The 21,916-nt window shown below is 55.9% G+C and carries 18 protein-coding genes; 5 read left to right on the top strand and 13 right to left on the bottom strand.

Features of this window, described 5'->3' with window-relative positions; all coding sequences use genetic code 11:
- Positions 1 to 120: 120 nt before the first annotated feature.
- Both ACRBCU_RS11600 and ACRBCU_RS11595 read right to left on the bottom strand, forming a co-directional pair.
- Positions 121 to 582: an SRPBCC domain-containing protein gene (locus tag ACRBCU_RS11600; protein ID WP_431365547.1), complete on the bottom strand. Its 462-nt coding sequence runs from the start codon at positions 580 to 582 to the stop codon at positions 121 to 123.
- Complete coding sequence (locus tag ACRBCU_RS11595; protein ID WP_431365546.1) at positions 579 to 908, bottom strand: ArsR/SmtB family transcription factor; 330 nt, start codon at positions 906 to 908, stop codon at positions 579 to 581. Before ACRBCU_RS11595 ends, ACRBCU_RS11600 begins: the two co-directional genes overlap by 4 nt.
- A gap of 122 nt (positions 909 to 1,030) precedes the next feature.
- Between ACRBCU_RS11595 and dnaE the strand changes: the two genes are divergently transcribed.
- Positions 1,031 to 4,531 (top strand): DNA polymerase III subunit alpha, encoded by a 3,501-nt coding sequence (gene dnaE / locus ACRBCU_RS11590; protein WP_431365545.1) that lies wholly within the window; start codon positions 1,031 to 1,033, stop codon positions 4,529 to 4,531.
- A gap of 57 nt (positions 4,532 to 4,588) precedes the next feature.
- Here the strand turns inward: dnaE and ACRBCU_RS11585 are convergent, their stop codons facing one another.
- From ACRBCU_RS11585 to ACRBCU_RS11545, 9 genes are read right to left on the bottom strand one after another with little or no spacing between them, the layout of a single operon-like run.
- Positions 4,589 to 5,932, bottom strand: a complete 1,344-nt coding sequence (locus ACRBCU_RS11585; protein ID WP_431365544.1) for a tetratricopeptide repeat protein — start codon at positions 5,930 to 5,932, stop codon at positions 4,589 to 4,591.
- The gene (locus ACRBCU_RS11580) at positions 5,922 to 6,728 is read right to left on the bottom strand and encodes an alpha/beta fold hydrolase (protein ID WP_431365543.1); all 807 of its coding nucleotides are present in this window, start codon (positions 6,726 to 6,728) and stop codon (positions 5,922 to 5,924) included. Before ACRBCU_RS11580 ends, ACRBCU_RS11585 begins: the two co-directional genes overlap by 11 nt.
- The gene (locus ACRBCU_RS11575) at positions 6,729 to 7,736 is read right to left on the bottom strand and encodes a P1 family peptidase (RefSeq protein ID WP_431365542.1); all 1,008 of its coding nucleotides are present in this window, start codon (positions 7,734 to 7,736) and stop codon (positions 6,729 to 6,731) included.
- 45 nt (positions 7,737 to 7,781) lie between these two features.
- Positions 7,782 to 8,522 carry an SDR family oxidoreductase gene (locus tag ACRBCU_RS11570; protein WP_431365541.1) on the bottom strand — a complete coding sequence of 247 codons (741 nt, stop codon included), beginning with the start codon at positions 8,520 to 8,522 and terminating at the stop codon, positions 7,782 to 7,784.
- On the bottom strand, positions 8,506 to 9,057 hold the full coding sequence (locus ACRBCU_RS11565) for a hypothetical protein (RefSeq protein WP_431365540.1): 552 nt from the start codon (positions 9,055 to 9,057) through the stop codon (positions 8,506 to 8,508). Before ACRBCU_RS11565 ends, ACRBCU_RS11570 begins: the two co-directional genes overlap by 17 nt.
- Positions 9,050 to 10,504, bottom strand: coding sequence for an aldehyde dehydrogenase family protein (locus tag ACRBCU_RS11560; protein ID WP_431365539.1), 1,455 nt, complete (start codon positions 10,502 to 10,504; stop codon positions 9,050 to 9,052). Before ACRBCU_RS11560 ends, ACRBCU_RS11565 begins: the two co-directional genes overlap by 8 nt.
- A complete protein-coding gene (locus ACRBCU_RS11555) occupies positions 10,491 to 12,095 on the bottom strand; it encodes an ABC transporter ATP-binding protein (protein ID WP_431365538.1) in 1,605 nt (534 codons plus the stop codon). The genes ACRBCU_RS11560 and ACRBCU_RS11555 overlap by 14 nt, the downstream gene beginning before the upstream one ends.
- Positions 12,092 to 12,910, bottom strand: a complete 819-nt coding sequence (locus tag ACRBCU_RS11550; RefSeq protein WP_431365537.1) for an ABC transporter permease — start codon at positions 12,908 to 12,910, stop codon at positions 12,092 to 12,094. The genes ACRBCU_RS11555 and ACRBCU_RS11550 overlap by 4 nt, the downstream gene beginning before the upstream one ends.
- Entirely contained in the window at positions 12,907 to 13,854 is a 948-nt protein-coding gene (locus tag ACRBCU_RS11545) for an ABC transporter permease (RefSeq protein ID WP_431365536.1), read from the bottom strand. Before ACRBCU_RS11545 ends, ACRBCU_RS11550 begins: the two co-directional genes overlap by 4 nt.
- Before the next feature lie 131 nt (positions 13,855 to 13,985).
- On the opposite strand from ACRBCU_RS11545, the gene ACRBCU_RS11540 reads away from it, so the two are divergent.
- Positions 13,986 to 15,875: an alkyl/aryl-sulfatase gene (locus ACRBCU_RS11540; RefSeq protein WP_431365535.1), complete on the top strand. Its 1,890-nt coding sequence runs from the start codon at positions 13,986 to 13,988 to the stop codon at positions 15,873 to 15,875.
- 72 nt (positions 15,876 to 15,947) lie between these two features.
- On the opposite strand, the gene ACRBCU_RS11535 is transcribed toward ACRBCU_RS11540, so the two are convergent.
- Complete coding sequence (locus ACRBCU_RS11535; RefSeq protein ID WP_431365534.1) at positions 15,948 to 17,426, bottom strand: ABC transporter substrate-binding protein; 1,479 nt, start codon at positions 17,424 to 17,426, stop codon at positions 15,948 to 15,950.
- Between the two features lie 171 nt (positions 17,427 to 17,597).
- On the opposite strand from ACRBCU_RS11535, the gene panB reads away from it, so the two are divergent.
- The 3 genes from panB to ACRBCU_RS11520 all read left to right on the top strand — a co-directional run bounded on the left by panB (position 17,598) and on the right by ACRBCU_RS11520 (position 20,591).
- Positions 17,598 to 18,434 carry a 3-methyl-2-oxobutanoate hydroxymethyltransferase gene (panB, locus tag ACRBCU_RS11530; protein WP_431365533.1) on the top strand — a complete coding sequence of 279 codons (837 nt, stop codon included), beginning with the start codon at positions 17,598 to 17,600 and terminating at the stop codon, positions 18,432 to 18,434.
- Positions 18,431 to 19,276 carry a pantoate--beta-alanine ligase gene (gene panC / locus ACRBCU_RS11525; protein WP_431365532.1) on the top strand — a complete coding sequence of 282 codons (846 nt, stop codon included), beginning with the start codon at positions 18,431 to 18,433 and terminating at the stop codon, positions 19,274 to 19,276. Before panB ends, panC begins: the two co-directional genes overlap by 4 nt.
- A gap of 61 nt (positions 19,277 to 19,337) precedes the next feature.
- Entirely contained in the window at positions 19,338 to 20,591 is a 1,254-nt protein-coding gene (locus ACRBCU_RS11520; RefSeq protein ID WP_431365531.1) for an Hsp70 family protein, read from the top strand.
- Here the strand turns inward: ACRBCU_RS11520 and ACRBCU_RS11515 are convergent.
- Complete coding sequence (locus ACRBCU_RS11515) at positions 20,558 to 21,856, bottom strand: acetylornithine deacetylase/succinyl-diaminopimelate desuccinylase family protein (protein ID WP_431365530.1); 1,299 nt, start codon at positions 21,854 to 21,856, stop codon at positions 20,558 to 20,560. The two genes, ACRBCU_RS11520 and ACRBCU_RS11515, sit on opposite strands and share 34 nt — an antisense overlap.
- Between the last annotated feature and the right edge of the window lie 60 nt (positions 21,857 to 21,916).

The following is a 21,916-nucleotide window of genomic DNA, read 5'->3' as shown; positions in this document are numbered from 1 at the left end:
CCTGATATTTGCTCAACTTCGATGCGGCGTAGAAGCTCAAGCGGGCGTTTCTGACGGTCAGCTAAGCAACAGTTTTGGCGTTTGGCAAGGCTTTTGACGGGCAGGTTAGGTTAGCGAACCTTAATTTGACGCCAATTCCTGTGCGAGTGCCTCAAGGTTGTGCAAACCACCTTCCCAACCTTCTTTAAACTCGCCCGTTGCATCCGGGCCGCTGAAAGACGCAACCGAAACATGAACGTAAAGCATGGAACCGGCGGCTTTTTCTTCGACGCGGTAAGTGACTAAAGAGGTTCCTACAGCGCTGCCGCCAAACTCAAGCGTTTCGGTGTATGTGGCGTCATTTGGCGCATCCAGTCGATACCAACGTGTTTCAACTTCGAAATCTGGATTGTCTTTGGCCCCGCAAATGTGGCGTTCAATTCCTCCGACTTTCAGATCGCTTTTGACAACGCTCAAGACCATGTCGTCGCTTGGCGCGCCCCAGCGTTCGCGCATCTTTGGATCGGTGAGAACATGCCAAAGCTGCTCTGGTGCCAAAGGCATTGCGCGTTCCAGATCAAAGCTTCCGGTGTCTGTGGTCATGATTTAGTCCTCTCTAATTGCTGCGCCAAACGATCCAAGCGATCAAGACGCCCATTCCAAGCGCTGCGTTGCTGTTTTAGCCAAGCGTCCAGCATGTCTAGCTGGTCTGGCTTAACGCTCACAACGCGCACGCGGCCTGTTTTTTCCGATTGGGTTAGCCCGCTTTTCTCAAGCACTTTTAGATGCCGCAAGAATGTCGGCAGCGCCATGTCATGCGGGGCGTGCAATTCGCTTACGGGAGCCGCACCATTGGTCAGCTGTTCGACAACGGCGCGCCGTGTCGGGTCGGCAAGCGCAGAAAAGACTTGATCAATATTGTTAGTCATATTGCTAACTATTGCGCTTCTTGCGGCGGAGTCAAGACAGTTATCTATTTGGCTAACTAATTAGTCACCGATACAAAAGCTTTGCCCTTTCAACGGGACGTGACGCGTCATATCCTTGCTGAATGACAAACGCCCCCCGATTCATTCACCTGCGCACCCATACCGAATACTCTTTGCTAGAGGGCGCGCTCAGGCTGAAAAAGTTGCCCGATCTGTGCAAGTCGATGGACATGCCCGCGATTGCCGTCACGGATACCAACAACCTGTTCTCGGCGCTTGAGTTTTCGGTTGGTGCATCGGGCGCTGGCGTTCAGCCTATCGTCGGCTGTCAGGTCGATATCGCCTATCTCCCCGTGCAACCCGGTGAGCGCCCCAAAGCGCCCGCCCCGCTTGTTTTCCTTGCGCAGAACGAGCGCGGCTATGAAAACCTGATGAAGCTGAACTCTTGTCTCTACGTCGACAAGGGCGGGCAGCTGCCGCAGGTCACTTTGGATGAATTGGATACGTTAAACGAAGGCCTGATCTGTCTGTCTGGTGGCCCCGAGGGCGCGATTGGTAAGCTGCTGCAAGGCGCGCAGCGGCCCGCTGCGGAAGCCTTGATGGATCGTCTTCATAGCGCCTTTGGCGATCGACTTTATGTCGAGCTGCAACGTCATCCCGTGGACGGTGGCTTGCCCGAATCTGAACGCCTGACCGAGCGCGGCTTTGTCGAAATGGCCTATGCCAAGGGCATCCCGTTGGTCGCGACAAATGACGTGTATTTCCCGAAATCGGATATGTACGAGGCGCATGATGCGCTGATTTGCATTGCCGATGGCGCTTATGTGGATCAGCAAGACCCGCGCCGCAAACTGACCGCGCAGCACTATTTCAAATCGCAACAAGAGATGGTCACGCTCTTCGCCGACCTGCCAGAAGCGATTGAGAATACGGTCGAAATCGCCAAGCGCTGCGCGTTTCAGGCCTATCGCCGTGATCCGATACTGCCGAAATTTGCGGACGATGAGGTCGCGGAACTGCGCCGCATCGCCAATGAGGGCCTGCAAAAACGCCTCGCGGTGATCCCCCACGCAGTGAGCGTGGAGGAATATCAAGAACGGCTCGATTTCGAACTGGGTATCATTGAGGGAATGGGCTTTCCCGGATACTTCCTCATCGTTGCAGACTTTATCCAGTGGGCCAAGGACAACAACATCCCTGTTGGGCCGGGCCGTGGTTCTGGTGCGGGTTCGCTCGTGGCCTATGCGCTGACCGTCACCGACCTTGATCCGCTGCGCTATTCGCTTCTGTTTGAGCGGTTCCTCAATCCCGAACGTGTTTCGATGCCGGACTTCGATATCGATTTCTGCATGGATCGCCGTGAAGAGGTGATCCAATACGTTCAGCAGAAATACGGCCGCGATAAAGTCGGGCAAATCATCACCTTTGGTGCTCTGCTCTCCAAAGCCGCCGTGCGCGATATTGGCCGCGTTTTGCAGATGCCATACGGGCAGGTGGATCGCCTAAGTAAGATGATCCCTGTTGAAGGCGTCAAACCCGTTTCCATCGAAAAGGCCCTCGCGGATGAGCCTCGGTTGCGTGAAGAAGCGCGTAATGAAGAAGTTGTTGAGCGGCTGCTAAACTATGGCCAGCAAGTCGAAGGACTGCTGAGAAACGCCTCGACCCACGCCGCTGGTGTTGTGATCGGGGATCGCCCGCTTGATGCGCTGGTTCCGCTTTATCAAGACCCGCGCTCGGACATGCCTGCGACACAGTTCAATATGAAATGGGTGGAACAAGCGGGGCTAGTGAAGTTCGACTTCTTGGGTCTCAAGACCCTGACCGTCATTCAGAACGCGATGGAGCAGATTTCTGCGGGTGGTCGCCATCTTCATGTCGCGGCGGATGGAACTGAACTTTATGTTCCGGCAGAAGGGACGATTGACGATATCAATGCGATTCCGCTGGACGATGAAGCGAGCTACAAGCTCTACGCCAGCGCGAAAACCGTCGCGGTGTTTCAGGTGGAAAGCTCGGGCATGATGGATGCCCTCAAGCGGATGAAGCCCACCTGTATCGAAGATATCGTTGCCCTCGTGGCGCTTTATCGCCCCGGTCCGATGGAGAATATTCCGACCTATTGCGAAGTTAAAAACGGTCTCAAAGAACGCGAGTCGGTGCATCCCCTCATCGACTATATCCTCGAAGAAACCCAAGGTATTATCGTTTACCAAGAACAGGTTATGCAGATTGCGCAGGTTATGGCGGGTTACTCGCTAGGTGGCGCTGACTTGTTGCGCCGCGCTATGGGTAAAAAGATCGCCGAAGAAATGGCGAAGGAGCGCCCCAAGTTCGAAAAGGGTGCCAAGGAAAATGGCGTGCCGGCCAAGAAAGCCTCGGAAGTTTTCGACCTTCTGGAAAAATTCGCCAACTACGGTTTCAACAAATCCCACGCCGCCGCCTATGCGGTGGTCAGCTATCAAACCGCATGGCTCAAAGCGAACCATCCGGTCGAGTTTATGGCCGGTGTGATGAACTGCGATATCCATCTCACGGACAAGCTGGCAGTCTACTTTGAAGAGGTCAAAAAGGGTCTCGACCTGCCGTGGGTGCCGCCCTGCGTGAACCGCTCTGATGCGACCTTCAAGGTCGTCGATGGCGCGCTTGTCTATGCGATGGGCGCTTTGAAAAACGTCGGCGTTGAGGCGATGAAACTGGTTGTCGAGGGGCGTGCGGGTAAACCTTTCGCGACCCTCTTTGATCTTGCGCGCCGCGTTGATCTCAAGCGAGTGGGCAAGCGTCCGCTGGAAATGCTTGCGCGTTCAGGGGCCTTTGATCAGCTTGATCCAAATCGCCGCCGCGTTTTTGACAGCCTTGATGGGTTGGTCAGTTATTCCAGTGCGATCTTTGATCAGAAGAATTCTAATCAGGTGTCTTTGTTTGGCGAAGCTGGCGACGATCTGCCTGAACCACGCCTCAGCCCTGTGCAGGACTGGATGCCTGCGGAACGCCTTAATGAAGAATTCCGCGCTGTTGGTTTCTATATGTCTGGTCATCCGCTTGATGACTATATGGCACCGCTGAAACGCAAGGGCGTGATGACGCTGGACGAAGTGACTGCGAAAGCTGAAGGCGGCGCGTTGGTAGCCAAACTCGCAGGGGTTGTTGCGGGGCGCCAAGAACGCAAATCCGCGCGCGGCAATCGTTTTGCCTTTGCGCAGCTGAGTGACACGAGCGGCGCCTACGAGGTAACGCTCTTCTCTGACACGCTGGATAAGTGCCGCGAGTATTTGGAGACGGGCGCGAAGGTTGTCGTCACAGTCGAAGCCACCATGGAAAGCGATCAACTCAAGTTGCTTGGTCGTTCTGTGGCTCCGATTGACGTGGCTGTCGCGGATGCGGGGCAAACGGCGTTGAAGATTTTCGTCGAAGATGCGGGGGCTTTGCCGAATATCTCATCGGTACTCACCCGCGCGCAGGAAACCGTGAAGCAGGGCGCGCGTGGACCTGTTATGCTTTGCTTGATGGACAGCAGCCTGCCCGGTGAGGTCGAGGTCGATCTGGGTCGCGAATTCCCTGTGAACCCGCAGATCAAAGGTGCCCTCAAGAGCCTTGATGGTGTGATGCAGGTCGAAGAGGTTTAATTCGATTTTCAGAGAAAACCGAAGCCTTCGGCGAGGATATTTTTGGAGAGAAGAAGCTTAGTGCGGCGCGCGAGATAGGGCAGCTTCGGCGAGGTCTTTTAGGCCCGTTTTTTGGTAAACTTCCGCCAGCATGCGATTGAGCGGGATACCGTCAGGATCGAAGGTGCGGCGCATTTCCAAAACTTGTTGGGCTTGCGCGAGGCGATCCGTCTTCATCAGCGCATCCAGATGAACCTGTTCGAACAAATCTCGCTGGGCGTGGCTGCCGCCAATTTCGGCCATGCGTGGCAAGGCAAGGCCAAGTTCACGCACCGCGGTTTCGAAATCTCCGCGCGTATAGGCGAGCAGACCCTCGCAAGCAGGTAGCGCGACCTGTTGCCAGACCTCTTGCTCAAAGCCCGGTGCGCTGGCCTTTTGTTTGATCGCACTGATCAAGGTATCGGCCATGGGATCGCCTGAGCGCCCCAGCGCATAGAGGTATTGCATCGTGAGAAATGGCAGTGTGGTGTCTGCGCCGCGCTGGGCAATGTGATCTGCGACGTCCTGCCAACGATCTTCAACGCCGATGCCTGCAAGTTCCATTCGCGCGAGCAGAGAGGCAGCTCCGATTTGATCCTGCGCAAAGCTTTTCTCCAGCCCCCAAACATGGGTGTCATAGGCGGCGCGCACCGCGTCATGCTGGCCCATGGAAATGTAAAACAGCGCAAGGTGCCACCAGTTGTGGCTATACATGAAACTGTTAAGGCCTTCCCAACGTGGGGCCATGTCTTCCATGAACTTTGCGCCCTCAACGATGCGCCCCTGCGTGAGCATCACATGGGCAATCGCGTGATGCGCCCAAGCATCATTGGGTTCAATCTCGATTGCGAGGCGGGCGCTGGCCTCGGCTTGCTTTAGCTGGTGGCACTGCTCGTAGCCAAAGGCGATCATGCCATGAAGATATGGCGCATCAACGAGTTCGGCTTTCAGCCCAACGCGCAGCATTGAGGGCGCATCACCGACGTTGAAATAGAGGTATTGCGAGAGCTTGATATTCGCGAGATCGCTGGGGAATTTATCCGCGTGCGCTTCGCTGAGGCGCATGGTTTCTGGCACATCGCCAGAGACCCACGTGGAAACAATTTGAACTATGGATTTTTCGCGCGCATTGGCGGTTTTCGCGGTCTTCGCGCGCGCAATATAGGGTGCGGCATTCTCGGCAGCGGCAGGGGCCTCAAGGAACATCCAGAGCATACCCGCGTAGGCATTAGTGAGCGCGTGATCGGGGGCGGCTTCGGCAGCGGCAAGAATGTTCGCGGCTTTGGGCTGATAGGCGAGAAAGCCATGCACGAAATCATCGAGCGCTTGCTCTGTGGCAGGGGTGCAGGGTGTGATGTCGTTGCCAAAACGGTCATGTGTCATCTGCATGTTCCTTTAGAAACGGGATGAGATGTGACAGAACTGCGCCCGGCGCATCCCAATGGATCGAGTGTCCCGAGTGCTCTATCGTGTGAACCTGAGCCTGCGGGATTTGTGTGAGCAAATCCAGCGCATCGCGGTGGGGTACGATGAGATCGTTCTGCGCGAGCAACCCAAGGGTCGGGGTTTGTATCTGCGCTGTAAGCGGGGAAGGATCGTAGCCAATAATGGAGTTGAGTTGGTGCTGCATCGCTTCAGCGCTCTGGGCATACGGGTAGGCAAGGCTGGCGGCCACTGCGCCATCGACCTGAGCTGGAATGTCGAAAAAGCTGTGGTGAAACAGCCAAGGAAAGAGGCTGCGCAGCCAAAGCCCCTCAGGGCCGCTCGCGCGGATATCGCAAAACGTTTGAAACAAGTGCCAAGAGCGCGGCAAGTTCATCGGTGCACTGCAAAGCAGCGTGAGCGATGCGGTGCGCTCTGGCGCGAGCGCGGCTAGTTCAGCGGATATGTATCCCCCCATGGAATGCCCGATGATTTGCGCGCTTGGCAAATCGAGATGGTCTAGAAGCGCGAGTATGTCCTTTGCGCATTTCGGCGGTGACGTGTCGGCGTTTGTTGGTGTTGTTCGACCTGTCGTGCGATTGTCGGGGCGGATCACGGTAAAATGCTCTGCCAAAGGGTCGAGCAAAGAACTCCAACTTGCGCTATCGCTGAGCATACCTGCGGCGAGGACAATCGGTGGGCCATCCCCTTCGATCTCATAGTGCAGGTCGATATCTGGGAGTTTCAGAAAGGGCATTTACAAGCGTCCATTCTTTTCGCGCCACGTGGGCAGTAAATCTCTTTTAGATGGCGTTGCCTCATAGACAGCACGCGCAATCGCCCGGCTCACACAAAGGGCGGCGGCATGGCCTATCATCGCAAGTTCCAGATCAGGTGCGGCGAGGGCTTTTGTGCCAGTAGTTGTTGAGAAGATCAGATCACCATCCATTGGCGTATGAGCTGGCATACAGGCGCGCGCGATGCCATCATGGGCTGCGATCGCGATGCGATTGCATTGCGCTTTAGATAGTTTGGCATCTGTGGCGACAATTCCGATGGTGGTGTTCGCTTGGCGCATCATAGCGGTGATTTTGTCGGACTTCAGATCGCGTCCAAGGCCGCTGCGTGGATCAGGGCCGAGGCCGCCAAACTCACCGTCGATCTCATAGGGAGCAGCCCAAAAATGCGCCTCGCCGGGAGTTGTTACTGAACCGATGGGATTGGCGATCATCAGCGCGCCAACAGTGACGCCGCTGTCTAAAACGAGCGAAGCAGAGCCGACGCCACCCTTAAGCATTGCGCTCATTGCGCCTGTACCCGCGCCGTGCGAGCCAAGCGCGAAATTGCGTTCAGCGCAAGCCAGCGCGGTTTGACCGAGCGCTGGATAAGGGCTTTGGCACCAATCTTTGTCGCCGCCGTTGATCAGATCGAAAATGATTGCCGCAGGCACGATTGGGACGCGTGCAGTATGAACAGGAAACCCTCGCCCCTTATCACGCAAGCCCTGCATCACACCGCTGGCTGCATCAAGGCCAAAGGCAGATCCGCCAGAGAGCACAAAGGCATCCACACCCGGCGCAGATTTGTCAGGGGCCAGCAAATCGGTCTCGCGACTGCCGGGTGCGCCACCCATAACATGCACCGAAGACGTCAGCGGCGTATCACAGGTAAGCACAGTCGTGCCCGACTTGAGCGCAACGTCTTGGGCATGGCCAACGGTGAGACCTTGTACATCAGTGATAAGATTTAGGGAGCCTGGTTGCATTGTTTGAAAGCCTCAAAAGGGGATTTGGGACGGATGGGGTTGCCGCTAGATACAGCGACCGCCGTCAACCTCCATGCAAACACCTGTGATCATGCTGGCTTCATCGGAGCAAAGATAACAGGCAGCATTGCCCATGTCTTCGGGCGTCGAAAAGCGACCAATTGGGATGGTCGAAAGGAATTGCGCGCGGCGATCTGGCGTGTCTTCCCCCATGAAGGAGGCAAGCAAAGGAGTTTCACCTGCGACTGGATTGAGTGCGTTAACGCGAATGCCAAACGGGGCAAGCTCAACGGCCATGGCTTTGGTCGCAGTGATCATCCAGCCTTTGGACGCGTTATACCAACTTAGGTTTGGACGCGGACTGACACCAGCGGTAGAGGCGACATTTAAGATCGTTCCAGAAGACCTGGCCTTCATGTGCGCGGTGAGGGCGTTTGCGATAAGGTAAACAGATTTGCAATTTACAGCGAATACGCGGTCAAAATCTTCTTCCGAAATTGTGTCGAGGGGCGCTGGCAAATGAGTTACGCCCGCGTTGTTGACGACAATGTCGACGTGGCCAAATTCAGAAATCGCTTGATTCGCCATCGCTTGAACACTGGCGCTATCACTAACATCAACAGCGCAGGCGACACCGCTTATTTCATCTGCAATTTCTCGGGCGGCGTCGGCATTTATGTCTGCGACGAGCACCCGCGCGCCCTCCGCTGCAAATTTGCGAGAGATGCCCGCGCCAAAGCCCGATCCTGCGCCTGTTACAATTGCGGTTTTAGATTGAAGTCGCATTGTCTTCTCCTGTCTGGGGACGGGTTTCGCGAGCGCGCCACATAACGTAAAGCGCGCCGAGGGCGCCGAGTGCACCGCCAAAATAACTGGCCTCATGCATGATCGCTGCGCGCACAAACCCTATCGGATCGGCAAAGGCGTCGATCATTGGTAGATAGCCAACCAGCGCGTTAACATCGGCAATATGAGCAAAGGCGAGACCAACAAAGCTGGTAATCGCTGTGATAGCTATTGCAACCCAAATTGCTTTGAGACCCGCGTAGAAAAAACGCCGTCGTCCCTTTTGGGTAAATGCGCCAAGCGTAAAGGCTGGAAGCCCCATAAGCGGGCCCATCCACCAACTTGCGAGTACGCCAACAACGCTCGCCCCTATGCGATTTTGGATCACGGGATCAATTCTGAATTGAGCAAACTTCACGTCGTAAAAATAGCTTGCGCCAACGGTGAAGCTGATCTGATTGTGCAGAGCGCCAAAGGCAGCCGCCGCGAACATCGCGCAGAAACAAAGTAGTATGAGAACCGCGACCCTAGCCATGTTTTGCAGCTACTGTCTTGAGTGACGAGAAACCATAAAGTGCTTCAAAGCCTTTTTCGCGGCCATGGCCCGACTTTCCAACTCCGCCAAATGGAAGCTCTACGCCGCCACCAGCACCGTAATTGTTGATAAAGACCTGACCGGACTTTAACGCTTTTGCGAGACGCATCTGACGAGCGCCATTCTGGGTCCAGACGCTTGCAACAAGGCCGTAGTCAGTGCCATTGGCGATTGCGATGGCGTCGGCCTCGTTATCAAACGGGATGATCACTTGGACGGGACCAAAGATTTCCTGCTGCGCGAGAGGGTGGCTTGGATCAGGGCACAGCAAAAGATGTGGGGCAACATAAGAGCCATCAATCGGGGCACTCTCGATGATTGTCCCAATCGCTGCGACTTGCAGGTCTTTGCCTTGATCCAAAAATTTCGTGACGATCTCTTTTTGTCGCTTCGAAATAAGCGGACCTAGATCTAAATCCTCTGCTGCTGGGCCGACTTGAAGCGTTTTGTATCGCTCGGACATTGCTGCAACGACGTCTTCGTATCGAGAACGCTGAACAAGGATACGTGAGGAGGCAGAACAAGTTTGCCCAGCGTTCTGAATGCCTGCGTTCACCAAGAAAGGAAGCGCGTCGTCCAAATCGGCGTCTTCAAATACCAACTGAGGGGATTTTCCGCCCAGCTCTAATGTAACGGGGACGGTGTTTGTGCCAGCGGCCTGCTGCACCAAAGCCCCTGTTGCGACAGAGCCGGTAAAGGAAATGTGTTGAACGTTTGAATGCGCGGAAAGCGCGGCGCCTGCTTCTGCGCCTAGGCCGGGTACGACATTAAGCGCGCCACTTGGCAAGCCAGCCATGTTCGCGATTTCTGCGAACATAAGAGCAGTCAGGCAGGCCTCTTCAGCGGGCTTCAATACCGCTGCATTGCCCATTGCAAGCGCTGCGCCGACAGAGCGCCCGATAATTTGCATGGGATAATTCCACGGCACAATGTGCCCCGTCACGCCATGCGGTTCGCGCAATGTATAGACCGTGTAGCCATCTAAATACGGAATGGTTTCACCGTGAACTTTATCCGCAGCGCCGCCATAAAACTCCATATAGCGCGCCAAAGCGATTGCATCTGCGCGCGCTTGGCTCAGGGGTTTTCCAACATCGAGTGCTTCAAGTTCAGCGAGCAAATCAACGTGCTCAAGAACCAACTGGCCAATCTTTGTCAAAATGCGCCCGCGCTCAAGCGCGCTGGCTTTGCCCCATTCACCATCCCGTGCGGCTTGGGCTGCACTGACAGCGGCATCTATGTCCGCACTTTGACCGCGTGCGATCGGGGCAAGCTCCGTGCCATCAGAGGGATTGAAGAGCGAGAGCGTTGAACCCGCGACAGGCGCGCGCCACGCGCCATCGATAAAGCAATGCGCTGTGTTGAAGGGTAAACTAGGCAAGGGCATCGGCGTGAGCTTTCACATCAGGAAGGGTTGGCGCAGCTTTGATCAGGCTTGCAGTGTAGGCGTGCTTTGGGTTGGTGAAAACCTGCTCGGTCTCGCCATCTTCGACAATCTCGCCGTCTTTCATCACCAGCACGCGATCGGTGATGGTGCGCACAACGCTTAGATCGTGGCTAATGAACAGATAACTTAGATCGTGGCTTTGGGTCAGCTCTGAGATCAGATCAAGGATTTGCGCGCGGATCGACACATCCAAAGCACTGACGGCTTCATCAAAGATGATCAACTCAGGGTGGATGATCAATGCACGTGCAATCGCGATGCGTTGGCGTTGCCCACCCGAAAATGCGTGGATGTATTTATCGGCATCCGAAGGGTGAAGACCGACAGCAAGCAACGTTTCGTCAATGCGGTTTTGCCGTTCAACGCCGTGTGGTGGATGAGGCAGCAAGTGGAAGGGTTCAGTGACAATGCGCGACACTTTGTGTCGGGGATTGAAGCTACCGTAGGGATCTTGGAAAACCACTTGCAAACCGGAACGTAGTGCCGCTGGCATATCTGGCCCGACGGGGCGCCCAAAGGCGGTGATCGAACCGCCTTGCAACGGTTCTAGCCCGAGAATAGCCCGCGTTAGGGTCGATTTTCCACATCCGCTTTCCCCGACTAAACCAATGCGCTCGCCTTTGTGGAGCGTGAAACTAATCTCGCGTACTGCGCGCGTATAGGCGCGCGGGCCGAACAGCTTTGTGCGCGTTTTGGGGTAGTCGCGGGAGGCATCTTTGACGACAAGCAAGGCATCATCACGCGGCGGTGCCTTGGGCAGGTCCACTTTATGGGAAGACGCGGCAAACAAGGACTGCGTATAGGGGTGTTGCATATTCGAAAACAGCGCACGCGTTGCGCCAGTTTCAACCACTTTGCCATGCTGCATGACGACAATGCGATCAGCGATATCCGATACAACCGCCAGATCATGCGTGATCATCAAAAGACCCATTCCATCATCTTGAACAAGGCTCTTGAGCAGCTCTAGAATTTGCGCCTGTGTGGTAACATCAAGGGCAGTCGTCGGTTCATCTGCGATAAGCAAGCGGGGCCGCAGTGCAATGGCCATCGCGATAACAACGCGCTGTCGTTGTCCACCAGAGAGCTCATGCGGAAAACGGGAAAGGCCGTAGGTGTCAGGGGGCAAACCAACGCGTGTTAGTGTTTGTTCTGCGAGTAAACGCGCTTCAGTGCGGCTCGAGCTGGTGTGAAGTAGAACGGTTTCCATCACCTGATCGCCGATAGTTTTGAGCGGATTCAACGCGGTCATCGGTTCTTGAAAGACCATGCCAATTTCGTTGCCGCGAAGCTTGCACATTGCATCATCGGGTGCATTCAAAAGCTCTGAACCATCTAGCTTGATCGACCCTGTTGTAATGGTTCCGCGCGGCAGCAATTGCATAACAGAAAACGCCGTAAGCGATTTTCCTGATCCGCTTTCGCCTGTGATGGCGACAATCTCGTTTTGGTCCACGTTGAGGCTGACATCGTGAAGAATGTCAGCGCCATGAATGCAAAGATTCAGGTTTTGGATCGCTAACAGACTCATGTGCGTTCTACCCTGATACGGGGGTCAAGCAGATCACGCAGGCCATCGCCCATGAGATTGAGGCCAAGCACAGTGAGTATGATTGCTCCGCCTGGGATCAGCGCGAGGTGAGGTGCAAAGCTGACCATCGTTTGCGCATCCGCAAGCATGCGCCCCCAGCTTGGCAAGGGCGGTTGTGCACCAAGACCTACATAGGACAGACCCGCTTCGGCAAGAATTCCAAGCGAGAACTGGATGGTGCCTTGTACGATCAACAGGTTCGCAACGTTAGGCAGAATATGTTCCAGCGAAATACGCGAGACGCCTTTGCCCGCTACGCGCGCTGCCATGATAAATTCCCGCTGCCAAAGCGGAAGCGCTGCACCGCGCGTGAGGCGGGCGAAAACAGGGATGTTAAAGATGCCAATCGCTATGATCGCATTGATCGCGCCGGGGCCGAAAACAGCAGTGATGAGGATGGCAATCACCAGTGACGGGAAGGCGAAAACCAGATCATTGCCGCGCATGATGATTTCATCCAACAGGCTCCCCTGACGTGCGGCTGCGGCAAGCCCAAGAGGAATGCCAATCCCCATGCCAATGCCCACAGCGACCAAAGCGACGGCAATAGAAGTGCGCGCGCCGACCATGATCATCGAGAAAATGTCACGCCCAAAATGATCCGTTCCCAGCCAATGGGTGCCATTCGGGGTTTGCAGCTTTGCAGGGATATTCATCTGGGCCACGTCAAAAGGCGTCCAGATGAAACTGACCAGAGCCGCAGCAACAAAGAGCGCAGAAAGGCAGGCGCCAAGGATGAGATTGCGCGACTTCATGTGCGAGACCTCAGGCGTGGATCGACCCATGCGTAGGCAAGGTCGACGAAGAAGTTCACCATGATGACCGCAAAGACCAGCAGCATCACGACGCTTTCAACCACGATCAAATCGCGCTGGGAAATGGATTGGAACACGAGGCGGCCAAGTCCGGGCAGGTAGAAAACTTGTTCAATAATGATCGACCCTGCGAGCAGGAACGAAAATTGCAGACCAATGATGGTTAATACTGGAATCAGCGCATTGCGCAGCGCGTGACGCCAGAGCGCTTGGCGACGTGACAGACCTTTTGCGCGGGCAGTGCGGATGAAATCCTCATTTAGAATATCCAAGAGCGAGGAACGCATGACGCGCGCTAGGATAGCCGCTTGGGGTAGCGCCAGTGCGATGGCTGGTAACGTAAGCGCTTTAAGGCCTGCGAAAAGCCCGTCTTCCCATCCAGGAAAGCCACCTGCAGAGAACCAGCGCAGGTTGATCGCGAAGACCAAGACTAACATCATTGCGAACCAGAAATTCGGGATTGCGACGCCCAGTTGCGTTGCCCCCATGACCGCGACATCCCCCGGCGCACCACGCCGCGAGGCCGCGTAAATGCCCGCAGGAAAGGCAATAAGGGTTGAAATCGCGAGCGCAAAAAGCGCCAAGGGCAAGGACACCCAGAGCCGATCCGCCACCATCTGCGCAACAGGTGTTCGGTAGGTATAAGAGGTGCCAAAATCGCCCTGCAACATACCAAAGGTCCACGTCAGATAGCGTTCCAGCTTGCTCTGGTTCAGCCCGAGTTCCTCGCGCAGCGCATTCAGCGTGTCTTCCTGTGCATTTAGCCCAAGCATAAAGCTCGCGGGATCACCGGGCGCCACCTCGATCACCAGAAAAATGACGAAGCTGGCGATGATTAGGCTTATCACGAGGGACAGCAAGCGTTTGAGGGCGTAGCGCAGCATTTGGATAGGCTAGGGGAGCGGCGCGAAAGGGTCCAGAGGGCAAGTGAAAGTGACGCTGCGCTATGGCGTGATTGAAATCACCTTTCTAGAGTGGATCATGAAGCAATTGGAATCGCAGGAAGGTCCGTCCAATGAGCAACTCGGAACCAAAGGTTTATTCAACCACGATTGAGCACAACCAAAAGGTCACTGAACGCCTTCCGCTTGCGGATCAAAAAGCGTTTGAGGATGCGCGACGTGGTTGGATCGCCAGCCTGCCGGAGGGTGGTGTTTCGCGGGCAGATGGGTTGAAGGCGTGGGACCCCGCTTGGTTCGACTTTTTGCAAGAAGATTGCCCTGAGACAGTGAACCCATCGCTTTGGCGTCACGCGCAACTTAACGCAATTCACGGGCTTTTTGAGGTGTGCGACGGCGTTTGGCAGGCGCGCGGTTGTGATTTCGCCAACATGACGATTATTCGTGGTGAAACGGGCTGGATTCTTGTCGATCCGTTGATCAGCCGAGAAAGCGCTGCTGCGGCGCTGGCATTGGTGAATGACACGCTCGGCGCGCGGCCAGTAAGCGCGATTTTGGTCACTCACACCCACCCAGATCATTTTGGCGGTCTGCGCGGGGTAACGGGGAATGATCTTGAAAACGGGCCACCGATTTATGTACCCGAAGGCTTCATGGATTTCGCAGCTGCCGAGGGTGTGATGGGAGGAAATCACACATCGCGCCGCGCTGTCGATCAGTTTGGAATTGCGTTGCCCATTGGCCCAGAGGGCATGGTCGACGGCGGTATCGGCAAAACCGTTGCGCGCGGTTCGCGGGGGTTTGTGTTGCCGACACATGAGGTTTGCAAGACTGGCGAAACCCGCGTGATAGACGGGGTGAATTTTGAATTCCTGATGGCCTCGGGTACAGAGGCCCCTGCAGAGTTTACCTTCTTCCTGCCAGATCACCGCGTGATGTGCATGGCCGAGGTTTGCACGCAAACGATGCACAATGTGCTAACGCCGCGCGGCGCAGAGGTACGTGATCCGCTATTGTGGGCGCAAGTGATCGACAGTGCGTTGATCCGTTTTGGCGCAACCGCCGAGGTCTTGATCAATTGTCACAACTGGCCTGTTTGGGGCGCGGATGACATCTCCACCTACCTGCACGAGCAGCGCGACATCTACAAATACCTGCACGACCAGACGCTGCGCTTGGCCAATCATGGGTTTGGCCCCGATGAAATAATGGCACGTTTAAGCGAGCCTGACTTCTCGCAGAGTGCTTTTCATACGCGGGGATATTATGGCTCTCTCAGTTTCAATGCCCGTGCGACGTATCAGAAATACTACGGTTTTTTTGATGGCCGACCAGTCAGTCTCGAGCCTTTGCCGCCTGAGAGTTTGGGAGAAAAATATACCGCTGCATTGGGTGGGCGCGACGCTGTAATGACGCTTGCTCGCGAGGCAATTGGCGCGGATGATTTGCAATGGGCCGCAACGCTCCTGAGCCATGTGGTGTTTTCACCTGAGGCCAATGATGCGGCGCGAGATCTGCTTGCAGAAGTGCATCGCAACCAAGGGTATCGCGCCGAAAGCGGCATCATGCGCAATATTTACCTCGCTGGCGCGCAGGAGCTTGAGAAAGGCGTCACGCGTCTACCTGCCGCTGGTGGACGCAACGCGGACCTCGCAGCGACGTTGAGTTTGCAAGATTGGTTCGACGCTTTCGCGGTGCGCCTAAATCCTGACAAAGCGCGCGGCGTAGACTTTGCAATCCTGTTTGTGGTTGAAGGAAAGAAGGCGCGCGTCGGGGTGTGCCGTCAAACAGAGTTCGCGCGCACTCAGAAAGACGCGGATTTTGGAGCAGTGGATGCAACGGTTTCGCTGTCGCAAGACATGCTTGAACAACTTGCCTCGGGCGCACTGTCTTTGGAGGATGCGGCAAAGCAAGGGATGACGATTGAAGGCGATCAACAGGTCATGCAGAGCTGGCTAGAAATGCACGACACTTTCGATTTCTGGTTCAATATCGCGACGCCGTAGGAGCATAAGGAAAGACAAACAAAAACGCGCGCCCTGAACTAGAGCGCGCGTTTCTAAGTCTTTGGTCAGAGCTTAGTTCGCCCAGCTAACGCCCGTCAAATCCGTCGCTTGGGTCGGTGCGTTCTCCCAAAGGCCTTGCACCTTGGCATCCGCCACGGTTGGGAAGGCCAGCTGGAACAAGTACCCGTTCACATAATCCTGCGAAATCGTTGTCTGCGCTGTGGCGATCATGTCTGAACGCATCGCAGGGTCCGCAGTCGCGTTCAGCTTGGTCATCAAAGCTTGGAACTCTGGGTTGTCATACTGGAAGTAGTAATCAGGACGCGCGTAGATACCAATGTCGAAGGGCTCTGTGTGGCTGACGATGGTCAGGCCAAAGTCTTTGCCACGGAACACAGTTTCAAGCCACTGCGCCCATTCCACGTTGATGATCTCTGCCTTGATGCCCACTGCGGCCAGTTGCGCCGCGATGATTTCACCGCCGCGACGTGCATAGGAGGGCGGCGGCAGGTGCAGCGTGGTTTCAAACCCATCAGGCATGCCTGCTTCGGCAAGCAGTGCCTTAGCCTTTTCAGGGTCATGCGCGGAGCCTGCTGTCAGGTCCACATAGTCGGGATTGTGCGGTGCAAAATGCGTACCGATTGGCGTGCCATAGCCGAACATAGCGCCATCAATGATCGCTTGGCGGTCAATCGCGTGGGCCACAGCTTGGCGTACCTTCACGTTATCAAATGGTGGCATTTTGTTGTTGGTAGACAGGATCGTTTCGCCCTCTGAGCTGCCAACAAGCACTTGGAAACGCGGATCAGCCTCGAACTGCGGAAGGTTCTCAGGGGCAGGGAAGCCCGCAAAGACATCCACGTCCTGCGCCATAACGGCTGCGAAGGCCGCCGTTGGATCAGAGATAAACTTGAACGTCGCTGCCTCGAGCGCAGGGGCATCGCCCCAATAGGCGTCGTTGCGCGTCAGTTCGATCTTGTCGCCCTGCACCCAGTTCGCGAATTTGAACGCGCCCGTGCCGATCGGCATTTGTTTGATGTTCTCGATGCTCTCAGGCGCGACAATCACCGCATCGCCCCATGCGAGGTTGAACAACATAGAACCATTCGCTTCGCCAAGGGTCAGTTTGACCGTCATCGGATCAACGACGGACACATCTGTGATGCCCGCATAAAGCGCCTTTTGCGCGTTAGTGCTATCCTCTGCACGCGCGCGATCGAGCGAGAATTTCACATCCTCAGCGTCCATTGCACTGCCATCATGGAAGGTCACACCAGAGCGCAGCTTGAACGTATAGCTGAGACCGTCAGCGGAAATTTCCCAGCTCTCGGCGAGGCCCGGCACGACAGAGCCATCCGCCATAAAGCGGGTGAGCCCTTCGAAGACGTTGGAGTAAAGAACGCTGTCAATCGCGCCAGCCGCAGCAGAAGTCGGGTCCAAATGCGGTGGCTCAAGCTGTAATGCGACTGTGATGTCGGACTTAGCAGAGGCCGCGCCTGCGAGCAGCGCAGCAGCAGAAGCGCCAAGCAAAAGGGTGCGAAGGTTGATCATTGGTAGTCTCCCATTGGTTGCTTAGGAAAGAGCGTAGCCCCTTCCCCTAGTGCTGGCTAGGGCAGATTGTCCCTTTCGTCGCATCGCGATCCTAAGGTCAGCGGAGTTTTGCCTTGGCCTTATCGCATTGCGATTGTTATATGCTGCACCGCAGTAAAAGGGGAGAACACCATGAGCGCGACAGCTAAACAAAAGGCACCGATGCCGGAAGATATTCGCGCTCGCAAGGGCGACACGCCTTTGGTGAGCCTGACAGCCTATACGACGCCGATGGCGCAAATGATGGATGAACACTGTGATTTCGTGTTGGTCGGGGACAGCGTTGGCATGGTGTTGCATGGGCTCCCTTCGACGCTTGGCGTAACGATGGAGATGATGATCCTGCACGGTCAAGCCGTTGCGCGCGGCCTTCAAAGCGCGATGATGGTGATCGACATGCCCTTCGGTAGCTATGAGACCTCCAAAGAAATTGCATTTGAAAATGCAGCGCGCCTGATGCGGGAAACGGGGGCTGGCGCGGTTAAGCTTGAGGGCGGCGTGCATATGGCAGACACCATCGCCTTTCTTGTGGCGCGGGGCATCCCTGTAATGGCGCATATCGGCCTGACGCCGCAGTCGATTAACACGCTTGGTGGCTATAAGGTACAGGGCCGCGATGACGCCGCCGATGCGGTCATCGCCGATGCAAAAGCGGTCAGCGATGCAGGTGCGTTTTCAGTCGTTCTGGAGAAAGTGCCAGAAGCGCTCGCCGATGAGATCACCAAGGCCGTGCCAATTCCCACAATCGGTATCGGGGCCTCGGCGGGCTGTGATGGGCAAATTCTGGTCGTAGACGATATGCTGGGTCTTTTCACGGCCTTCAAAGCTAAGTTCGTGAAACGCTATGCAACCCTTGGCGATGATGGCGCTGCTGCGATTGCGGCCTATGCGAGCGATGTGCGCGCACGTCGCTTCCCGGGGCCAGAGCATGTGTTCAGTTCATCTGCGCCTAAGGCAAAAAGCAAATGAGCGCGCTGCGTATTGTCCGCACGCTCAGCGAGCTGCGCGAGATCACACGCGCGTGGAAAATGGCAGGTGAGGTCATTGGCGTTGTGCCGACGATGGGCGCGCTGCACGACGGGCATCTCAGCCTCGTCCATCGCGCCAAGGAAGAATGCGCGCGCATTATCGTCACGATCTTCGTGAATCCCAAACAGTTCAACAACCCCGATGATCTGAAGAACTACCCAAGGACCGAGGTTGAAGATGCAGCAAAACTCGCGCCCCTTGGCGTGGATGTGGTCTATGTTCCCGATGGCGAGCAAATGTATCCGAATGGTTTTTGCACAAATATCTCGCTTAGTGGTTTGACCGATGTGCTTTGCGGCGCGCACCGCGCTGGGCACTTCGACGGGGTCGCAACGGTAGTCACTAAGCTCTTCACACAGACCAGCGCAGATCGCGCCTTTTTCGGTGAAAAGGACTTTCAACAGCTACAGATCGTGACGCGTCTCTCGCTTGATCTCGATCTGGGTGTGACCGTTGTCGGCTGCCCAACCATTCGCGAAGAAGACGGGCTTGCCATGTCCTCGCGCAACCTTTTGCTTTCGGATCGCACACGCGTTTGGGCACCGCGTCTGATTGAAGAGATGGAAAAGCTGGCCGCAACCATGCGCGCGGGCGGCGATTACGAAGCTGCCCACGCAGAGGCTCTGGCAGCTTTGAAAACGGCGGGTTTTACCGAGGTTGATTACTTCGAAATGCGCGCTGTGGACGATCTATCGCTGGTTACCGACGTTAAACGACCAGCACGGCTCTTCGCGGCGGCTTGGCTGGGGGGGGTCCGCTTGATCGACAATATCGCGGTTTGATCCTTGATGTAGCCCGCGTCCTTGGTTAAACCGCGCCTCTTTCTAGGGATAGGGTGTGGACATGGGGACGCTTGCGGTCGATTTCGGGACGTCGAATTCTGCGGTTGGGACCTACGTGAATGGCGCGCCGCAGGTGTTGGAGTTGGAGCCGGGCAAAACCACGCTGCCGACCGCGTTGTTCTTCGACTTCGAAGAGAAGTCAGTGATGTACGGATCTTTCGCGGAAGAAGCCTTGTTTGAAGGCGCATGGGGGCGCTACATGCGCGCGCTGAAATCGCTGCTTGGCACGCCGCTCATTCGAGAAAGCAATGTGTTCCTAGGCAAGCGCATGAGCTACATCGAGATTGTCGCGCGCTTCTTGTCTGAAATGAAAGCCCGCGCTGAAAAGCAAACGGGGCAAAGCTTCACGCGCGCGCTGTCGGGCCGCCCCGTGCACTTTCACGACGATCCCAAGCGCGATGCGCAGGCTCTAGCGGACCTGACCGAGTGCTACCAAATCGCCGGCTTTGAGAGCGTCGCATTCATGAACGAACCCGAAGCCGCTGCGCGCGCGCATGCCAGCGTGTTGCAAGCGGGGGATCTGGGCCTTGTGATCGACATTGGCGGTGGTACCTCTGACTTTACCCTGTTTCGCTCGCAAGCTGATGGCGCGATTGAGATCGTGCGAAGTGAAGGTCTGCGACTTGGCGGCACCGACTTTGACCGTCTTCTCAGCTTTGAACATGTCATGCCGCTCATGGGGCGCGGCACGCAGATCAAACATGCCTTTGGCAAGGATACGCATCTTGCGCCAAACGGCATCTTTGCCGATCTTGCCACATGGCAGAAAATTCCGTTTCTTTATGCGCCAGACACGCGCCGCGCGGCTAAAGATTTGCTGCAATATGCGATGGAACCTGACAAGTTAAAGCGCTTGAGCCGTGTGCTTGAGGATGAGCGCGGTCATGATCTCGCCTTTGCCGTTGAGGCCGCGAAGATCGCGCTCAACAGCAAACCGCTGGCGAGTGTCGATATCCGCCTTGATGCATTGGAAAAAGGGTTCCAAGCGCCGCTCTATGCTTTGGCCTTGGCCCATACCTTGCAAGACTCGGCAAAGAAGATCGCAGACATGGCCAGCACATGCACCGCGCAGGCAGGTTTGAAAAACGATGACGTCACCCATTTGGTTTTCGTTGGCGGTTCGAGCCTGATGCAAGTCGTTCAGGACGCCGTCACGGGAGCCTTCCCAAACGCCAAACCACACCACGGCGCGGCACTGACAGGGATCATCGAAGGGCTTGTTCAGGCCACGGCGGACTCACCCGCCAATAGTTGAGCAAGGCTATGCGCCATCACCTTGGCGCTGTCGATCATGTCATCGACGCCGACATATTCGTCGGGTTTATGCGCCAATTCCAAAATGCCCGGCCCGTAAGCGATGCAGTTCTTGAGCTTGCCGATGCGATCGATGTGTTTCTGATCATATGTGCCGGGCGAGGCCACATAGCGCACCTTTTTGCCCATCACCGCCTCAATCGCGTCAGCGACGGTTTGCACGACAGGCGCTTCTTTATCGGTCATCGAAGGCGCGACGTGATTTAACTCGCGCATGGCATATTCGAAATTCGGACGAGTGACGCGTAGCTCTTCGAGCAGGTCTTTGACCTCACCTTTGACGCCTTCATGGTTTTCTTCAGCCAAATAGCGACGATCAATCACGATGCGGCAGCTGTCAGGGACGCAGTGCGAGGGTAGGGCTGTGCTGTCTTCAGCCTGTTCGTTCTGCCCGCCATGGATCGAGTTGATATTCATCGTGGATTGGCGAGCACCCTCTGGAATGACAGGCATCTCGGTGTGGCGCGCTGCCATTGCAGGGTAAAGCGTATCTTCAAACTTATCGAGAACCGCGCCCATGTGGCGCACAGCGCAATCGCCAAGGAAGGGCATACAGCCATGGGCGATTTCGCCAAAAGTTTCGATCTCGGCCCACCAGCCACCACGATGTCCGAGGCAGATTTGATCAACGCCGAGAGGTTCGGGGATGATCACATGTTGCACCCTTTTCGGATCAAAAAATCCCTTTTCCGCAAGATAGGCGACACCACCATAGCCGCCGCTTTCTTCGTCCGCGGTGCCGCTGATCTCGATCGCGCCTGCGTAGTCAGGGCATTCTTCGATAAAGGCTTCCGCGGCGATGATGGAGGCTGCAAGCCCGCCTTTCATATCGCAAGCGCCGCGCCCGTAGATTTTGCCGTCTTTTAGTTCGCCGCCAAAGGGATCAAACGTCCAGCCTGCGCCGACCTCGACCACATCAATGTGCGAATTGAAATGCACACATTCACCTGCGTGCGCGCCTTCGCGCCTGCACACAACGTTCCAACGGGGGTATTTGGTGCTGTCACCGGGGCTACCTTCTGCGCGCACCATTTCCATCTCAAAGCCACTGCGCGCCATGCGTTCGCCGAGGAATGTGCAAATCTCGCGATAGTTTTCACCGGGAGGGTTGAGCGTCGGGATGCGGATCAAATCCTGCGTGAGCTGGATCAGATCATCACGTTTGCTTTCGATACGGGTCGCCAAACGGGCTTGCAGATCGCTCATCGCATGTCTCCAAATTGCACTAAGGCCAGAGTGACGCTGCGCGCGCGCTCTTGCAAGGGG

The sequence above is a fragment of the Planktotalea sp. genome, from assembly GCF_050633725.1.
Lineage (GTDB): Bacteria > Pseudomonadota > Alphaproteobacteria > Rhodobacterales > Rhodobacteraceae > Planktotalea.
This window is presented reverse-complemented; position numbering and strand designations above follow the sequence as displayed.